General features: G+C 63.4%; 18 protein-coding genes. 12 read left to right on the top strand and 6 right to left on the bottom strand.

The window, feature by feature from the left end; all coding sequences use genetic code 11:
• Positions 1-25: 25 nt before the first annotated feature.
• On the top strand, positions 26-625 hold the full coding sequence (locus tag AC2FNZ_RS02210) for a L,D-transpeptidase (RefSeq protein WP_093963635.1): 600 nt from the start codon (positions 26-28) through the stop codon (positions 623-625).
• 138 nt (positions 626-763) lie between these two features.
• A complete protein-coding gene (locus AC2FNZ_RS02205; RefSeq protein ID WP_005979327.1) occupies positions 764-946 on the top strand; it encodes a hypothetical protein in 183 nt (60 codons plus the stop codon).
• Positions 947-1,020: 74 nt separating this feature from the next.
• On the opposite strand, the gene hemH is transcribed toward AC2FNZ_RS02205, so the two are convergent.
• Positions 1,021-2,070, bottom strand: coding sequence for a ferrochelatase (hemH, locus tag AC2FNZ_RS02200; protein ID WP_496839387.1), 1,050 nt, complete (start codon positions 2,068-2,070; stop codon positions 1,021-1,023).
• A gap of 55 nt (positions 2,071-2,125) precedes the next feature.
• Positions 2,126-2,956, bottom strand: a complete 831-nt coding sequence (locus AC2FNZ_RS02195) for a methyltransferase domain-containing protein (RefSeq protein ID WP_496839386.1) — start codon at positions 2,954-2,956, stop codon at positions 2,126-2,128.
• Positions 2,957-3,038: 82 nt separating this feature from the next.
• Here AC2FNZ_RS02195 and AC2FNZ_RS02190 point away from each other — a divergent pair, with 82 nt between their 5' ends.
• The 4 genes from AC2FNZ_RS02190 to AC2FNZ_RS02175 are packed head-to-tail and all read left to right on the top strand — an operon-like array spanning position 3,039 to position 5,281.
• On the top strand, positions 3,039-3,701 hold the full coding sequence (locus AC2FNZ_RS02190; RefSeq protein WP_254432982.1) for a ComF family protein: 663 nt from the start codon (positions 3,039-3,041) through the stop codon (positions 3,699-3,701).
• Between the two features lie 37 nt (positions 3,702-3,738).
• A complete protein-coding gene (gene grxC, locus AC2FNZ_RS02185; protein ID WP_005979317.1) occupies positions 3,739-3,996 on the top strand; it encodes a glutaredoxin 3 in 258 nt (85 codons plus the stop codon).
• Positions 3,996-4,826, top strand: a complete 831-nt coding sequence (locus AC2FNZ_RS02180) for a carbon-nitrogen hydrolase family protein (RefSeq protein WP_496687532.1) — start codon at positions 3,996-3,998, stop codon at positions 4,824-4,826. Before grxC ends, AC2FNZ_RS02180 begins: the two co-directional genes overlap by 1 nt.
• 14 nt (positions 4,827-4,840) lie before the next feature.
• A complete protein-coding gene (locus tag AC2FNZ_RS02175; RefSeq protein WP_093963629.1) occupies positions 4,841-5,281 on the top strand; it encodes a MarR family winged helix-turn-helix transcriptional regulator in 441 nt (146 codons plus the stop codon).
• Positions 5,282-5,284: 3 nt separating this feature from the next.
• Here AC2FNZ_RS02175 and ubiG read toward each other — a convergent pair whose 3' ends face one another.
• Positions 5,285-6,031, bottom strand: a complete 747-nt coding sequence (gene ubiG, locus AC2FNZ_RS02170) for a bifunctional 2-polyprenyl-6-hydroxyphenol methylase/3-demethylubiquinol 3-O-methyltransferase UbiG (RefSeq protein WP_496839385.1) — start codon at positions 6,029-6,031, stop codon at positions 5,285-5,287.
• 48 nt (positions 6,032-6,079) lie between these two features.
• Here ubiG and pip point away from each other — a divergent pair, with 48 nt between their 5' ends.
• The 6 genes from pip (at position 6,080) to infB (ending at position 13,408) form a co-directional block, all read left to right on the top strand.
• Entirely contained in the window at positions 6,080-7,057 is a 978-nt protein-coding gene (gene pip, locus AC2FNZ_RS02165) for a prolyl aminopeptidase (RefSeq protein WP_496839384.1), read from the top strand.
• Positions 7,054-7,875 carry an ABC transporter substrate-binding protein gene (locus tag AC2FNZ_RS02160; protein WP_496839383.1) on the top strand — a complete coding sequence of 274 codons (822 nt, stop codon included), beginning with the start codon at positions 7,054-7,056 and terminating at the stop codon, positions 7,873-7,875. Before pip ends, AC2FNZ_RS02160 begins: the two co-directional genes overlap by 4 nt.
• A 182-nt stretch (positions 7,876-8,057) precedes the next feature.
• Positions 8,058-8,648 (top strand): ribosome maturation factor RimP, encoded by a 591-nt coding sequence (gene rimP, locus AC2FNZ_RS02155; protein ID WP_093963625.1) that lies wholly within the window; start codon positions 8,058-8,060, stop codon positions 8,646-8,648.
• Positions 8,648-10,267: a transcription termination factor NusA gene (gene nusA / locus AC2FNZ_RS02150; protein ID WP_093963624.1), complete on the top strand. Its 1,620-nt coding sequence runs from the start codon at positions 8,648-8,650 to the stop codon at positions 10,265-10,267. The genes rimP and nusA overlap by 1 nt, the downstream gene beginning before the upstream one ends.
• Before the next feature lie 22 nt (positions 10,268-10,289).
• Entirely contained in the window at positions 10,290-10,913 is a 624-nt protein-coding gene (locus AC2FNZ_RS02145; protein WP_093963623.1) for an RNA-binding protein, read from the top strand.
• Positions 10,914-10,921: 8 nt separating this feature from the next.
• Positions 10,922-13,408 carry a translation initiation factor IF-2 gene (gene infB, locus AC2FNZ_RS02140; protein ID WP_496839381.1) on the top strand — a complete coding sequence of 829 codons (2,487 nt, stop codon included), beginning with the start codon at positions 10,922-10,924 and terminating at the stop codon, positions 13,406-13,408.
• A gap of 52 nt (positions 13,409-13,460) precedes the next feature.
• On the opposite strand, the gene AC2FNZ_RS02135 is transcribed toward infB, so the two are convergent.
• The 3 genes from AC2FNZ_RS02135 to tdh all read right to left on the bottom strand — a co-directional run bounded on the left by AC2FNZ_RS02135 (position 13,461) and on the right by tdh (position 16,272).
• Positions 13,461-14,288 (bottom strand): alpha/beta hydrolase, encoded by an 828-nt coding sequence (locus tag AC2FNZ_RS02135; protein ID WP_496839380.1) that lies wholly within the window; start codon positions 14,286-14,288, stop codon positions 13,461-13,463.
• A 3-nt stretch (positions 14,289-14,291) separates the two neighbouring features.
• Entirely contained in the window at positions 14,292-15,179 is an 888-nt protein-coding gene (locus tag AC2FNZ_RS02130; RefSeq protein ID WP_496839379.1) for a tryptophan 2,3-dioxygenase, read from the bottom strand.
• A gap of 64 nt (positions 15,180-15,243) precedes the next feature.
• The gene (tdh, locus tag AC2FNZ_RS02125) at positions 15,244-16,272 is read right to left on the bottom strand and encodes an L-threonine 3-dehydrogenase (protein ID WP_496839449.1); all 1,029 of its coding nucleotides are present in this window, start codon (positions 16,270-16,272) and stop codon (positions 15,244-15,246) included.
• Positions 16,273-16,291 lie beyond the last annotated feature (19 nt).

The raw sequence follows: 16,291 nt of genomic DNA, 5'->3' as shown, positions 1-16,291 counted from the left end.
CATCTTTCGCAGAGGACCTGTCACCATGGTCAAGAAACGCGTTTTCTCTTCGTCCCGCCGCGGATTCCTCGCAGGCGCATCGTCTTTGCTCGCCAGCCCGGCGATCGCCCAATACATCCCGGGCGACCCATTGCGCCCTGCACCCGAGGCTGAACCGGCCGTTCGCCGCAATGTGTCGGGCTTCAAGGCGCAGCAATGGCAGCCCTACTTCTCGAACACCCGGAACGGGGCGATTCTGGTCGACACCGTTTCCCGCGCTTTGCACTACTGGTCGGAAGACCAGACCGTCTACAAGCTGTACCCGTCGTCGGTTCCGCTGACCGAAGAACTGACCCGCCGCGGTCGCACGAGTGTCATCCGCAAGGTCGAGGGGCCCAGCTGGTCGCCGACGCCGTCGATGAAGAAAAGAAACCCGGAATGGCCGGATTACATCCCTCCGGGGCCCGATAACCCGCTGGGGACGCACGCTTTGTATCTCAGCTGGAAGTATTACCGGATCCACGGAACCCACGATACGCGGAAAATTGGCCGCCGGTCGTCGAACGGGTGCATCGGGTTGTTCAACGAGAACATCGCAGAGCTGTACGCCATGGCGAAGGTCGGGACGCAAGTGTTGCTAATTTGACGACATTTTCGCGCGCCAACCCGCTTGCACTGCAAGTTGCAATTGCATTCGTTCTGCTTTGCTGATTAGAAAAAACCACGAGGTAAGTCTTAGGTGTGTGGTTCCGCAATTGGGATCGCGCAAACTCTGGAGGTTAATATGAAGAAACTTGTACTCGCTGCTGCACTGACCGCTGCTGCTTCGACCGCATATGCTGGCAACCTGGAAGAGCCGGTTGTTGAGGCACCTGTTGTCGTCGAAGAAACCCAGGGCTCGTCGCAGGGCATCATCCTGCCGCTGATCCTGCTGGTCGTTGTTGCCGCAGCTGTTGCCGCAGGCTAAGTCCAACGGACTACGACAAAAAAGAAAGGCGGTGGATCTCCACCGCCTTTTTTCGTGCTTAATCCCGGGCCGATTCAGTCCAGCCAGCCCTTGAGGTTGTCCTCGACAACCTTGCCCAAGGCGGCGATATGCGCGTCCTCGTCGTTAAGGCAGGGAATGTAGGTAAAGCTTTCACCGCCGGCGTGCTCAAAGCTTTCGTGTATCTCTTCGTTGATCTCTTCCAGCGTTTCAATGCAGTCCGAAGAAAATGCCGGGGCAATGACGGCTATGTTCTTTTTGCCCTGCCGGGCCAGTTCCGCGACGTGGTCGACAGTGTAGGGCTTCAGCCATTCCTCGGGTCCGAATCGCGACTGGAAGGTGGTCACCAGTTGATCATCCGCCCAGCCCAGCCGCTCTTTCAGCAGCCGTGACGTCTTGGCGCACTGGCAGTGGTACGGATCACCCTGCATCAGATAGCGTTCCGGCATGCCGTGATAGGAACAGACCAGAACGTCCGGCTTGGTCTCCATGGCCGCATAGGCGCGCTCGACCGACTGCGCCAGGGCGTCGATATAGGCCGGCTCGTCGAAATAGGCCGGTACCGTGCGGCTGGCGGGCTGCCACGCCTCGTCCATCAGTGCGCGAAAGAACTGGTCGTTCGCGGTTGCGGTCGTGGCGCCGGCATATTGCGGATACAGCGGGAAGAACAGGATGCGGTCGCAGCCCTCGGCCACCATTTGGCGAACCTTCGACTTGGTCGAGGGGTTTCCGTAACGCATGCAGAACTCCACCATGACCTTGTCACCATAGCGTTCCTGCATCGCCGCACGCATCTTGGCAGTCTGGTCCTTGGTGATGGTCATCAACGGGCTTTCGCCCTTGTCGTGGTTCCAGATCGACTTGTACGCCGCGCCCGAGCTGAAGGGACGTTTGGTCAGGATGATGGCCTGCAGGATCGGCTGCCATTTCCAGGCCGGATAGTCGATCACCCGCCGGTCGGACAGGAACTCGTTCAGATAGCGGCGCATCGGCCAATAGCTGTAGTCATCCGGCGTGCCGAGATTGGCCAGAAGAACGCCGACGCGGCCCATCTTCACTTTTGGGTGGTCTGCCGGAGCGTGTTCCGGGCGGGTGGCATCGAACATTGTAAGCTTCCTGAATTTTGGTTTAGAGGCTGACATAATCGGTTCCGTCAGCGGGTCAATCGGACAGTTTGCCTTCTTTCGTGCCAAGGGCGTCGGCCAGTCTCATCTGGGCCGAGCCGGGGCGCAGTGGCTTGGGCTGGCTGGCGTCCGGCGCCCAGCCCGTCAGGCAGATCAACTCGAACGTGGCAGTCAGCCGGCCTTCGGGAGATGAAAAATGCGCGGCGTAAATCTCTTGGGCCCGGGAAAAGAGCGCGCGGCGCGACGGGTGTTTCAACCGCTGGGTCATGGCGTTGGTTTCGCCCATCGCGCGCAGGTCCCGCATCAAGTGCCACAGGTCGCGGTAAGTCGCCGTCAGGGGCACTTTGTCCGCAACAGGTAATGCAAAACCCGCACGCTGCAGCAGCGCGCCAAGATCTCGCAACTCGGCCATCGGCGCGACACGGGGGCTGAGACCGCCGGTCACCTCGACCTCGGCCTGACCCAGCGCTGCCCGCAATTCGTGCAGGGTTTCACCGCCCAGACACACCACCAACAACAAACCGTCGGGCTGCAGCGCGCGGACACATTGAATCAGCTGGCCCACCGGATCGTTGGCCCAATGCAGGGCCATCGCATGAACCACCAGGTCATGCGCAGCGGGTTTGAGATCCAACACGTCGTCATCGGCCACGACCCAGGCGCCCGGCAGGACCGGCGCCCAGATGTCGGGGCAGGGGGTTACGATCGCTGGCGCGGTAAACGATTTGTTAACCATGGAAAGGCGATCCTGCACCTCGTCCATGGCGGCGTGGTGAAGAAACAGGGCCTCGTCGCTGATCCGCGCGCGGTGTGCCGCAAGCGCTTTGCGATCGAACAGCGAGGGTGCATTGGGTGCTGGCAAATCCATAGGCCGCAATTATCGCATATGGCAGCGGATTCAAACCGCGATCGAGGTCGTATATCCCCCACGCTGCATCGGCTGCGGCGAGATGGCGGCCTCGGATTTCGGCTTGTGCGGGCCGTGCTGGCGCGAAACCCCGTTCATCGGCGGAACAGTCTGCCACAGTTGCGGTGCGCCCGTTCCTGGCAGCGATGATGGTCACCGAATCGACTGCGATGATTGCTTGCGCCGCCCGCAACCGTGGGCCGAGGGACGCGCGGCATTGCTGTATCAGGGGCGGGCGCGGTCACTGGTTCTGGCCCTGAAGCACGGGGATCGTTCCGAACTGGCAAAACCTGCGGCGCGTTGGATGGCGCAGGCAGGTCGCACGCTGTTTCGACCGGATACGGTGATCGCTCCGGTGCCGCTGCATTGGTCGCGGCTGCTGAAGCGCCGATACAACCAGTCCGCGCTCTTGTCGCTCCACTTGGGAAAGGAGGCGGGCCTGCCGGTCTGTCCGGATCTGTTGAGACGCAAGCGGCGCACCCCACCGCTGGAAGGCAAAACGGCGGCCGAGCGTGCCGAAACGCTGCGCGAAGCAATCACATTGCATCCGCGCCGCGGTCAAGTTCTGCGCGGGCGGTCTGTTCTGCTGGTGGATGATGTCATGACGTCGGGCGCGACGCTGGCGGCCTGTAGCCGGGCCTGCCAAGAGGCCGGTGCGGCTCATATTTCCGTGTTGGTACTGGCGCGCGTTGCCAAGGATGCCTAATTCCCCCTAAATTGCGCGAAATCCAAGGGAACGGACCATGAAACCGGTTGTCATCTATACATCGCCGCTGTGCGGCTTTTGCCACGCGGCCAAACGGCTGCTGAACCAGAAAGGCGTCGCCTATGAGGAGATCGACGTTCTGATGAACCCCAAACGCAAGCCCGAGATGATCCAGCGGGCGGGCGGACGGCGCACGGTGCCACAGATCTTCATTGGTGACACCCATGTCGGTGGCTGCGACGACCTGTACGAACTCGAACAGGCCGGCAAGCTGGACCCGCTGTTGGCCGCCTGATGAAAACCGCCCTGCTGCAGATCACCTCGTCGGACGACCCGGCCGCGAACCTGGACATGGTGCGTGCCATGATGGCCGAGGCCGCGGACCGGGGCGCGCGGTTCATCCTGACGCCCGAGGTCACCAACTGCGTCTCGACCAGCGCAACGCGCCAGCGCGAGGTGCTGCAGCACGAAGAAGACGACATCACCCTGGCGGGCCTGCGCGAACAGGCGGCGGAATTGGGCGTATGGCTGCTGATCGGATCGCTGGGGCTGAAGACACATGACGCCGACGGGCGGTTCGCCAACCGGTCCTTCATGATCGACCCGCAGGGCGGGATCGTGGCGCGCTATGACAAGATCCACATGTTTGACGTGCAGGTCACCGAGACTGAGACCTTTCGCGAATCGGCCAGCTATCGCCCCGGGTCGCGGGCGGAGATCGCCGAGACCGCCTTCGGCAAGGTCGGCATGACCATCTGCTATGACATCCGGTTCCCGCATCTGCACGCCGCGCTGGCACAGGGCGGGGCCACGATCCTGACGGTTCCGGCGGCGTTCTCTCCGGTGACCGGCGCGGCCCATTGGGAACCGCTGCTGCGCGCCCGCGCCATCGAGACCGGCTGTTGGGTCATTGCCCCCGCGCAGACCGGAGAACACCCCAAAACCCGGGGCAAAACGCGCCATACCCACGGGCACAGCATGGTCGTATCGCCCTGGGGCGAGGTGCTGATCGACGCAGGCACTCAGACCGGCATTCACTTTTTTGATCTGGATGATAGGTCTGTTACAGAGGCACGGCGGCGCGTGCCGTCCCTGACACATGTTCGCCCGTTCGACGGGCCCTGATCCAGAGCCGGGTAATGACTGACGAAACCAACGCCCTGGCGGTCGCGCTGTTCAGCGAGATCCTGACTGCGGACCAATTGCTGCGGAACCGGCTGAGCCGGGTTCTGCCCAAGGGAATGGAAATCTCGCATTTCTCGGTGCTGAACCACCTGGTGTTCGTGGGGGGCGAGCGGACGCCTGCCCAACTGGCCCGCACATTCCATGTGACCCGTGGGGCGATGACCAACACCTTGGCCAAACTGGAATGGGCCGGATACATCCACATCCGCCCCGATTGGGACGATGCCCGCCGCAAGATGGTGGCGATCAGCCCCGCAGGCCGACGGGCGCGCGATCAGGCGATCTCGGCCATCGCACCTCTGATCAACCGGGTCGTGGGCGAACTAGGCCTTGAGCGTGTGCGCGCGACCCTGCCGGTTCTGCGCGACCTGCGCATGAAACTGGAAGAGGAATAGTCTTCAGCCCGGCTTCACGCTGGCGGTGACGTAGTTCACGCTCAGATCCCGGTCCGAGATCGACCAGCTCCAGGTGATCGGGTTGAACACGAACCCCTTGCGGTCCACCGGGTCCAGACCAGCCTGGCGCAGCAGATCGAACAGCTCGTCCGGGGTGATGAACTTGGACCATTCATGCGTGCCGCGCGGCAGCCAGCGCATGACGACCTCGGCCCCGAAAATCGCCATCGCATAGGATTTCGGGTTGCGGTTGATGGTCGAGCAGATTTCCAACCCGCCCGGCTTCAGCAGCTGCTGCGTGGCGGTCAGATAGGCCAGCGGGTCGGCCACATGCTCGACCACCTCCATGTTCAGGATCACGTCGAACTGTTCACCCGCGTCGGCCAATGCCTCGGCGGTGGTGTGGCGATAGTCGATCTGCAGGCCGGATTGCTCGGCGTGGATGCGGGCCACGGGCAGGTTGCGCTCGGCCGCGTCGGCGCCCACGACCTCGGCGCCCAGCCGCGCCATCGGCTCGCTCAGCAGCCCGCCGCCGCAGCCGATATCCAGCAGGCGCAGGCCCTCGAACGGTTTCGCAGCCGTCAGGTCCCGGTCAAATTCGCCCGCGATCTGCTGTGTGATATAGTCCAGACGGCACGGATTGAGCATGTGCAGAGGTTTGAATTTCCCGTGCGGGTCCCACCATTCGGCGGCCATGGCCTCGAATTTTGCGATCTCGGACGGGTCCACCGTGTTCGGATGCGCTTGCATTCCTGTCTCCGTGTGCTCTTTTACGCTGTAAGACTATATAGGGCCATAATGGACAAGTACCCGGACCAAAAGCGCGCAGTGCAATATCTTTACCCGCCGGTCGATCCGTTCGACCAGCGCGTGGTGGATATGGGCGACGGGCACCGCATCTATGTGGAGCAATGCGGCAATCCCGACGGGATTCCCGTGGTGGTTCTGCATGGCGGCCCCGGCGGCGGCTGCAGCCCGGCCATGCGGCGCTATTTCGACCCCGAGGTCTACCGGGTGATTCTGTTCGATCAGCGCGGCTGCGGTCGGTCGCGGCCCACGGCCTCGGTCGAGAACAACACGACCTGGCACCTGGTGGCAGATATCGAGCGTCTGCGGAAACTGTTCGAGATCGACGACTGGATCGTGTTCGGCGGCAGCTGGGGCGCCACGCTGGCGCTGATCTATGCCCAAACCCATCCCGACCGGGTGACCCGCCTGGTTCTGCGTGGCGTGTTTCTGGCCACGCAGGCGGAACTCGACTGGTTCTATGGTGGTGGAGCCGGCAAGTTCTGGCCCGAGCAATGGGCGCGCTTCACCTCGCTGCTGCGCGACTCGGAACTGTCCGACGCCATCGGCGCCTACAACAAGCGGCTGTTTTCGGGCGATCGCGCGACCGAGATCCTGTACGCCCGCGCCTGGTCGCACTGGGAAAACGCGCTGGCCTCGATCCACACCAACGGGGCCGTCGGTGAAAGCCCCGGCGAATATGCGCGCACCTTCGCGCGGCTCGAGAATCACTATTTCATCAACAAGGCGTTTCTGGAATATGACGGCCAGATTCTGGACCGGATGGACCGGATCGCGCATATTCCCGGCCACATCGTGCAGGGCCGTTACGATATGATCTGCCCCCCGCAGGCGGCCTGGAGCCTGGCCGAGAAATGGCCCGAGGCCGAGCTGAAGATGGTGCGGCAGGCTGGTCACGCCCTGTCGGAACCCGGGATCAGCGCCGAACTTGTGCGCATCATGGACCGAACCGCGCAGGAGGTGGCATGACCCGCATCGACCGCCGTGCCCTGTTCACCTCGGGTGCCGCTGCAGCCCTGCTGGCCGCGACGGGGGCCTCGCTGGCGGATACGCCGAAATCGGGCGGCGTGCTGCGCATCGCCGTACCGCGTGACGACAGCCTGGACCGGCTGGCCCGGGGTGCGGTGTTCGACACCCTGACCGAGATCGCGCCGGACGGCACTCTGCGCGGCGAGCTTGCGACCGCATGGCAGACCGATTCCGAGGCCCGGGTATGGACCTTCGACCTGCGTGCGGATGCGGTGTTTCACGACGGCGCGGCGCTGACGGCCGCGGATGTTCTGGCGGTCCTGTCCGAGGTCGGGCGCGCCGAAGCCCTGGCGCCGGACCGCATCCGGATCGAACTGGCCGAGGCCAACCCCGGCCTGCCTTTCACGCTGGCCGATACCCGGTTCGTCATCACCCGCGACGGGCAGAGCGTTTCGCCGCTGCAGCAGGCAAACGGCACCGGGTGTTACCGGGTCGAACGGGCCGAAGACGGGCGCCATTTCCGCGGCCGCCGGGTCGCGGGCCACTACAAGGATGGCCATGCCGGCTGGCTGGAGGCGGTCGACATCATCGTGATCCCCGACCCGGCCGTGCGCGCCGAGGCGCTGCGTGACCGATACGTGGACGTGTCGGTGCTGCCGGCGGCGCAAGGGCTGCGCGGTCTGGGTGGCGTGCGGTTCTTCCCCAGCGAATCAGAGATGTCGCTGGCAATCTCCGGCACCGTGGGCCTGCCGCGCCGGATCGGGCGGGGCGCGCCGTTGGACGATGGGCGCATCGCGGAACGCTGGTGGATGGCCTGAAACCGGCCTGAAAATCGGCGCCGATTGTCCGTCGGTTTACGGCAGGGGTTGCAGACTCGGGGCGTCCTGCGTATATGCAGTTGCAACAGCGGCGCGTCGGACTTCTGGTTCGAGGCTCCACCGGAAAATTCGACGGGCCGCGCGCCCGTTTTTTTGTGCCCGATCGAAGGGTAGAGCACCATATGACAAATGACCTGATAGCCAAGGCGGCGATCGACCGACGACTGGCCGAGATCATCACTCCGGTGATCGAGGATCTGGGGTATGAGCTGGTCCGTATCCGTCTGATGAGCGGCAAGCAGACCACGCTGCAGATCATGGCCGACAAGCCCGATGGCGGCATCGAGGTGGATGATTGCGCCGAGATCTCGAACGCGGTCAGCGCCACGCTGGACGTCGAGGACCCGATCCTTGACGCCTATACGCTCGAGGTGTCCAGCCCCGGCATCGACCGCCCGCTGACGCGGCTGAAGGATTTCGAGATGTTCGAGGGCTACGAGGCCAAGCTGGAAACGACCGAACTGATCGACGGCCGCCGCCGCTTCAAGGGGGAACTGGCCGGTGTCGAGGGGGATGAGGTTCTGGTCAACATCCCCAACGGCGAAGAGACCGTGACCATCGGTCTGCAATTCGACTGGCTAAGCGACGCCAAGCTGGTCCTGACCGATGACCTGATCAAGGAAATGCTGCGCCAGCGCAAAGACGCCGGCGCCCTGAACGAAAACGCTTTCGACGAGATTGAGACCGAAGGGTCCGAAGAGGAGACGAACTGATGGCAATCACCTCAGCCAACCAGCTGGAGCTGCTGCAGACCGCCGAGGCCGTGGCCCGCGAAAAGATGATCGACCCCGGTCTGGTCGTCGAAGCGATGGAGGAATCGCTCGCCCGTGCCGCCAAGAGCCGTTACGGCGCCGAGATGGACATTCGCGTGTCCATCGATCGCAAGACCGGTAAGGCAACCTTTACTCGGGTCCGCACCGTGGTCGCGGATGACGAGCTTGAGAACTATCAGGCCGAGATGACCGTCGAGCAGGCCAAGCAATACATGGAATCGCCCGAGATTGGTGATGTATTCGTGGAAGAAGTCCCGCCGGTGGAAATGGGCCGGATCGCGGCTCAGTCGGCCAAGCAGGTGATCCTGCAGAAGGTTCGTGAGGCCGAGCGTGACCGCCAGTACGAAGACTTCAAGGATCGTGTCGGCACCATCATCAACGGCGCCGTCAAGCGTGAGGAATTCGGCAACGTGATCGTCGATCTGGGTGGGGCCGAGGCTGTTCTGCGCCGCAACGACAAGATCGGTCGCGAAAGCTATCGCCCCAATGACCGGGTGCGCGCCTACATCAAGGAAGTGCGCCGCGAAACGCGTGGTCACCAGATCTTCCTGTCGCGCACGGCGCCCGAGTTCATGGCCGAGCTGTTCAAGATGGAAGTGCCGGAAATCTATGACGGCATCATCGAGGTCAAGGCCGTGGCCCGTGATCCCGGTTCGCGTGCCAAGATCGCGGTCATCTCGTATGACAACTCGATCGACCCCGTCGGCGCCTGCGTTGGTATGCGCGGCAGCCGCGTGCAGGCCGTCGTGAACGAGCTGCAGGGCGAAAAGATCGACATCATCCCGTGGAACGAAGACCAGCCGACATTCCTTGTGAACGCGCTGCAGCCCGCCGAGGTTTCCAAGGTGGTTCTGGACGAAGAAGCCGGCAAGATCGAAGTCGTCGTGCCCGAAGAACAGCTTTCGCTGGCGATCGGTCGCCGTGGTCAGAACGTGCGTCTGGCCAGCCAGCTGACCGGTCTGGACATCGACATCATGACCGAGGCCGAAGAATCGGCGCGCCGTCAGAAGGAGTTCGAAGCCCGCACGCAGCTGTTCATGGACAGCCTGGACCTGGACGAGTTCTTTGCCCAGCTGCTGGTCTCGGAAGGCTTCACCAACCTGGAAGAAGTGGCCTATGTCGAGCTGGACGAACTGCTGGTGATCGATGGCGTCGACGAAGGCACCGCAAACGAGCTGCAAGCGCGTGCGCGCGAATTCCTCGAGGCGCAGGCCAAGGCGGCGCTGGACAGCGCCCGCAGCCTGGGTGCCGAGGACAGCCTTATTGAATTTGAGGGTCTGACACCCCAAATGGTTGAGGCGCTTGCCAAGGACGGCGTCAAGACGCTGGAAGACTTTGCAACCTGCGCTGACTGGGAACTGGCCGGAGGCTGGACCACGGTTGATGGCCAGCGGGTCAAGGATGACGGTATTCTCGAACCCTTTGGCGTGACGCTGGAAGAGGCGCAGGATCTGGTGATGACCGCTCGGGTCATGTTGGGCTGGGTCGACCCCGCCGATCTGGAGCAGCCCGAGGCAGACGTCGAGGACGAAGCAGCAGACGAGGAGGCCGAGGCCTGATTCCAGGCCTCGGGTGGCACACATGGGTCGCGGTGGCGTCCAAAAGGAACGGTCCGAAGGGCCAGAGCGGAAATGCATCGCCACGGGCGAGGTGCAGCCTCGGTACGGGCTGATCCGCTTTGTAACCGGCCCGGATGGGCAGGTTTTCCCGGATGTCGCGTCCAAGTTGCCGGGTCGGGGCGTTTATGTCTCGGCGGATCGCAAGGCGCTGGACACAGCCGTCGGCAAGAAGCTGTTTGCACGCGGGTTCAAGGCGCAGGTGACTGTACCGCAGGACCTTGTGGACGAGGTGGAGCGTCAATTGTCGCGCCGCGTGATCGAGTTGATCAGTCTGGCGCGAAAATCCGGCGATGCGGTCGCCGGGTATGAAAAGGTCAAGTCCTGGCTTGATCGCGAAGAGGCTTGGGTTCTGATTCAGGCGGTCGATGGTTCCGGGCGCGGCAAGTCCAAGCTGAGCACGCCGCATTTCGGGAAATACATCGGCTGGCTGACCGCAGACGAGCTTGGGGCGGCATTTGGGCGCCAAACGGTGATTCATGCGGCGCTCGCCTCTGGCGGACTCGCCAAACGTGTTGTAGAGGAAGCGCAGCGCCTGCGTGGCTTGCGCGATATGGATGACGGCGGCAAGGGCCGCGCGGAAGGGTAAGAAGCTTTATGAGCGATAGTGACGGCAAAAAGACATTGGGTCTTCGTGGCGGGGCACGCCCCGGGAATGTGAAACAGAGTTTCAGCCACGGACGTACCAAGAATGTCGTGGTGGAAACCAAACGCAAGCGCGTGGTGGTTCCCAAGCCGGGAGCGTCCAAGCCCAGCGGTGGCGCTGCGCCGTCGGGTGATCCTTCGCGCCGGCCAGCCGGGATTTCCGATGCCGAGATGAATCGGCGCCTGAAGGCATTGCAGGCGGCCAAGGCCCGTGAGGCCGAGGAAGCCGAACGCCGCGAGGCCGAGGAAAAAGCGCGCGCCGAAGAGCGTGAACGCCGCCGCGCCGAACAGGAAGCCAAGGAGCGCGAACAGCGCGAGGCCGAGGAGAAAGCCCGGCAGAAAGCCGAGGAAGAAGAGCGCAAGCAGAAAGAGGCCGATGAAGCCGCTCAGCGCGCCGCAGCAGAAGCCGCGGCCGCGAAAGAGGCACCCAAGGCCAAGGCCCCCGCGGCCAGCAAGCCTGCACCAGCGGAAACGCCGCGCAAGACCGACCGCGAGCGCGAACAGCGCCAAACCCGCGGCAAGGGCCGCGACGACGGCCGTCGCTCGGGCAAGCTGACGTTGAACCAGGCTCTGCGTGGCGGGGAAGGTGGCCGCCAGCGGTCCATGGCCGCGATGAAACGCAAGCAGGAGCGTGCGCGGCAGAAAGCCATGGGCGGCTCGGTCGAGCGTGAAAAGGTGATCCGCGAGGTTCAGCTGCCCGAGGCGATCGTCGTTTCGGAACTGGCCAATCGTATGGCCGAACGCGTCGCTGACGTCGTCAAGTCGCTGATGAACATGGGTATGATGGTCACGCAGAACCAGACCATCGACGCCGATACTGCCGAACTGATCATCGAAGAATTCGGCCACAAGGTCGTGCGGGTTTCGGACGCGGATGTCGAGGATGTAATCTCGGATGTCGAAGACAAGGATGAAGACCTGCAGCCCCGTCCGCCGGTCATTACCATCATGGGTCATGTCGACCACGGGAAGACCTCGCTGTTGGACGCGATCCGCGACGCGAAAGTCGTTGCGGGCGAGGCCGGTGGCATTACCCAGCATATCGGCGCCTATCAGGTGCAGACCAACGACGGCACCACGCTGACCTTCTTGGACACGCCGGGCCACGCGGCCTTTACCTCGATGCGCTCGCGCGGTGCTCAGGTAACGGATATCGTGGTGCTGGTGGTTGCGGCGGATGACGCGGTGATGCCGCAGACGGTCGAGGCAATCAACCACGCCAAGGCCGCCGGTGTTCCGATGATCGTGGCGATCAACAAGATCGACAAGCCCGATGCGAACCCGGACAAGGTGCGCACCGACCTGCTGCAGCACGAGATCGTCGTCGAAAAGATGTCGGGCGAGGTTCAGGATGTCGAAGTTTCGGCCATCACGGGACAGGGTCTGGACGATCTACTGGAAGCCATCGCGCTGCAGGCCGAGATTCTGGAGCTGAAGGCCAACCCGAACCGCGCCGCGCAAGGTGCTGTGATCGAGGCGCAGCTGGATGTGGGCCGCGGCCCTGTCGCGACCGTGCTGGTCGAGAAGGGCACGCTGCGCCAGGGCGACATCTTCGTCGTGGGCGAGCAGTACGGCAAGGTCCGCGCGCTGATCAACGACAAGGGCGAGCGCGTTCAGGAGGCCGGTCCTTCGGTTCCGGTCGAGGTCTTGGGTCTCAACGGTACGCCCGAGGCCGGTGACGTTCTGAACGTGACCGAGACCGAGGCGCAGGCCCGCGAGATCGCCGAGTACCGCGCGCAGGTCGCCAAGGACAAGCGCGCCGCCGCCGGTGCCGCGACCACGCTGGAACAGCTGATGCAGAAGGCCAAGGAAGACGAGAACGTGGCCGAGCTGCCCATTCTGGTCAAGGCCGACGTGCAGGGCTCGGCCGAGGCGATCGTGCAGGCGATGGAGAAGATCGGCAACGACGAGGTGCGCGTGCGCGTGCTGCACTCGGGCGTCGGCGCCATCACCGAAACCGATATCGGCTTGGCCGAAGCGTCGGGTGCTCCGGTCTTTGGCTTCAACGTGCGGGCAAATGCTTCGGCACGCAACACCGCCAACCAGAAGGGCGTCGAGATCCGCTACTACTCGGTGATCTACGACCTGGTGGATGACGTCAAAGCCGCTGCCTCGGGCCTGCTGAGCGCCGAGATCCGCGAAAAGTTCATCGGCTATGCCGAGATCAAGGAAGTGTTCAAGGTCACCGGCGTCGGCAAAGTTGCCGGCTGTCTGGTCACCGAGGGCGTTGCCCGCCGTTCGGCCGGCGTGCGCCTGCTGCGCGACAACGTGGTGATCCACGAAGGCACGCTGAAGACGCTGAAACGCTTCAAGGACGAAGTGGCCGAGGTTCAGTCGGGTCAGGAATGCGGTATGGCGTTCGAGAACTACGACGATATCCGCCCCGGCGACGTGATCGAGATCTTCGAGCGCGAGGAAGTCACGCGCACGCTGGATTGATCCGGTCGAAATTGAAAGAAACGGCGGTCCTTTGGGGCCGCCGTTTTCACATTCAGGGGTGGTTGTTCAGAAACGTCCCGTCCTTGAGGATGATGTCGAAATGATGCGTGCCCGGCTGCAGATCAAAGCTGACGGCATGCCCGGCTTTGCGCAACGCTTCGGCATAGTCGCGGCTCTGGCGGATGAACTCGCCCGTGTCCCGCTCGCCCACCGTGACCCGATAGCGTGGCCCGGGCGCGGGCAGGTTCAGGATAGGGGACAGGTCGTGCAGCTCGACCGGGGTCAGCTGCAGCGGATCGTTGACCGGGGTCAGGCTGATCGGTTCCAGGTCGTAGACGCCGCTGATCAAGATGACTTCGCGCACCCGCAGGCCGATCCGGGCGAATTGGTCGGCCGAGGTCGCCATGACCATCGCTGCCAGATGCGCACCGGCGCTGTGCCCGGACAGGGTGACATGCGAGGCATCGAACCCCAGCGACTTGGCCCGGGTGGCCAGCCATAGCAGCGCGGTCCGGCATTCATCGACCATCTGGCCCAGCCGCGCGTCGGGGGCGAGCGTGTAGTTCACCGTTGCAAAGGCCTGCCCGCCTTCGACCAGCGCGGGCGCCATCATCGCCGAATCGCGCTGGCTGAGCGCCTGCCAATAGCCGCCATGGATGAACACATGCAGCGGCGCATTGGGCGTGCGGGCGGGAAAGAAATCCAGCACCTGCGCGGGCGTGTGGCCATAGCCGAGGTTCTCTTGCACCGTCAGTTGCGCCCGCGCCTGCGCGCTGAGCGCCGAAAAGGCTGCCAGATAGGGCGCAAGGTCACCGCCAATCATCGAACTGGGAGCGTATTCGCGTTCCAGCTGTTCTTGGGAAAATCCGCGATACAGCATGGCTCAGCTCTGTCCGCCATACATCAGGTCGCTGCGAACGTTATAGAGATCGTGGAAAAACCGCAAGTCCAGCGCCTTGCGCAGGAAGGCCACGCCGCTGGAGCCGCCGGTGCCGGGCTGCATACCGATCACACGTTCGACGGCGGTCGCATGGTCGAAGCGCCAACGCTGGAACAGCGATTCCACATCCATCAGTTTTTCGGCCAGCGCATACAGGTCCCAATACCGGCCCGTGTTCCGGTAGATCTCGGCCCAGATCTCGACGATGCGCGGATCGCCGGAATAGGTCCTCGAATAGTCCCGGTCCAGCAGGTCTTGCGGCACGTTAAAACCCTGCCGCGCCAGCATGTGCAATACCTCGTCATACAGCGACGGCTTGACCAGGGCGGCGGTCAGCATCTCCATCACTTCGGGGTCGTGTTCATGCACCTTCAGCGTGGCGGTGTCCTTGTTGCCCAGGATGAATTCGATCTGGCGATAGCCGTAGCTCTGGAAGCCGGATGAATTGCCCAGCGCCTTGCGGAAGGTCATGTAGTCGGCGGGCGTCATGGTCAGCAGGGTTTCCCACGCGGCGATCAGCTGCCTCTGGATCGCCTTGATCCGGTCCAGGTTCTTCATCGCGGGGCCGAACTCATCCTGCTGCAGGAACCGGCGCACCTCGACCAGCTGATGGTGCATCAGTTTCAGCCACAGCTCGCTGACCTGGTGGATGATGATGAACAGCATCTCATCGGGTTGGGCCGGGTCCTGAAAGGTTTTCTGCAGGTTCAGCAGGGTCTTGAGCTGCAGGAAGTCGCCATAGCTTTTGCGGTGCGTGCCCGCGAAATCGGTCACCAGCGTGTCTTCGACTCCGCGTTCCAGCGGGCGGTCGCCCTTGGCATTGTCGGCCATTTCATGTCCTCCCCGGCATGTGTGCGCACCTGTCTAGAAGGTGCGTTTGCAACTATCCAGAGGGTCAGGCCCAGTCCAGCACCACCTTGCCCGATTTTCCCGACTTCATGGCGGCAAAGCCCTGCGCAAAATCATCGACGGCAAAGCGATGGGTGATGACTCGGCTGACATCCAGCCCGTTCTGCAGCATCGCGATCATCTTGTACCATGTCTCGAACATCTCGCGGCCGTAGACGCCTTTGATGGTGATCGCCTTGAACACGATGCGGCTCCAGTCGACGGGCGATTTGCCGGGCGGAATGCCCAGCAGGGCGATCTTGCCGCCCATCACCAGCGCTTCAACCATCTGGTCCAGCGCCGCCTGCGAGCCCGACATTTCCAGCCCCACGTCAAAACCCTGGCTCATGCCCAGGTCGGAAATCACCGATTGCAGCTCTTCCTCGGCCACATTCACGGCCCGGACCGACGGCACGACATGCTGCGCCAGCGCCAGCCGGTCTGGGTTGATGTCGGTGATCACCACATGCCGGGCGCCTGCGTGGCGGGCCACCGCGGCGGCCATGATCCCGATCGGGCCGGCGCCGGTGATCAACACGTCCTCGCCCAGCAGATCGAAGCTCAGGGCGGTGTGCACCGCATTGCCCAGCGGGTCGAGTATCGCGCCGATCTCGTCGGGGATGTCGTCGGGCAGGGGTACCACGTTGAAGGCCGGCAGCTTGAGATATTGGGCAAAGGCGCCCTGTTCGTTCACCCCGATCCCGCGCGTGCCCGGGTCCAGGTGGAACTTGCCCGCGCGGCTCTGGCGGCTGTCGGTGCCGATCAGGTGGCCCTCGCCCGAGCAGCGCTGGCCGATCTTCAACCCGGCCACATTGCGGCCCAGTTCGACGATTTCGCCGGCGAATTCGTGACCGGTGATCATGGGGACGGGCACCGTGTGCGACGCCCATTCATCCCAGTTCCAGATATGGATGTCGGTGCCGCAGATCCCGGTCTTCTTCACGCGGATCAGAACCTCGTCGGGGCCGATCTCGGGGACCGGGGCCTGTACCATCCAAAGCCCTTCCTCGGGCCTGGACTTTTCCAGCGCTTTCATGGTGTTGGGTCGCATCCGG

The sequence above is a fragment of the Ruegeria sp. SAZA006 genome, from assembly GCF_059613465.1.
Note: the sequence above shows the minus strand (reverse complement) of the source record. Positions and strands in the feature narration are given on the sequence as shown.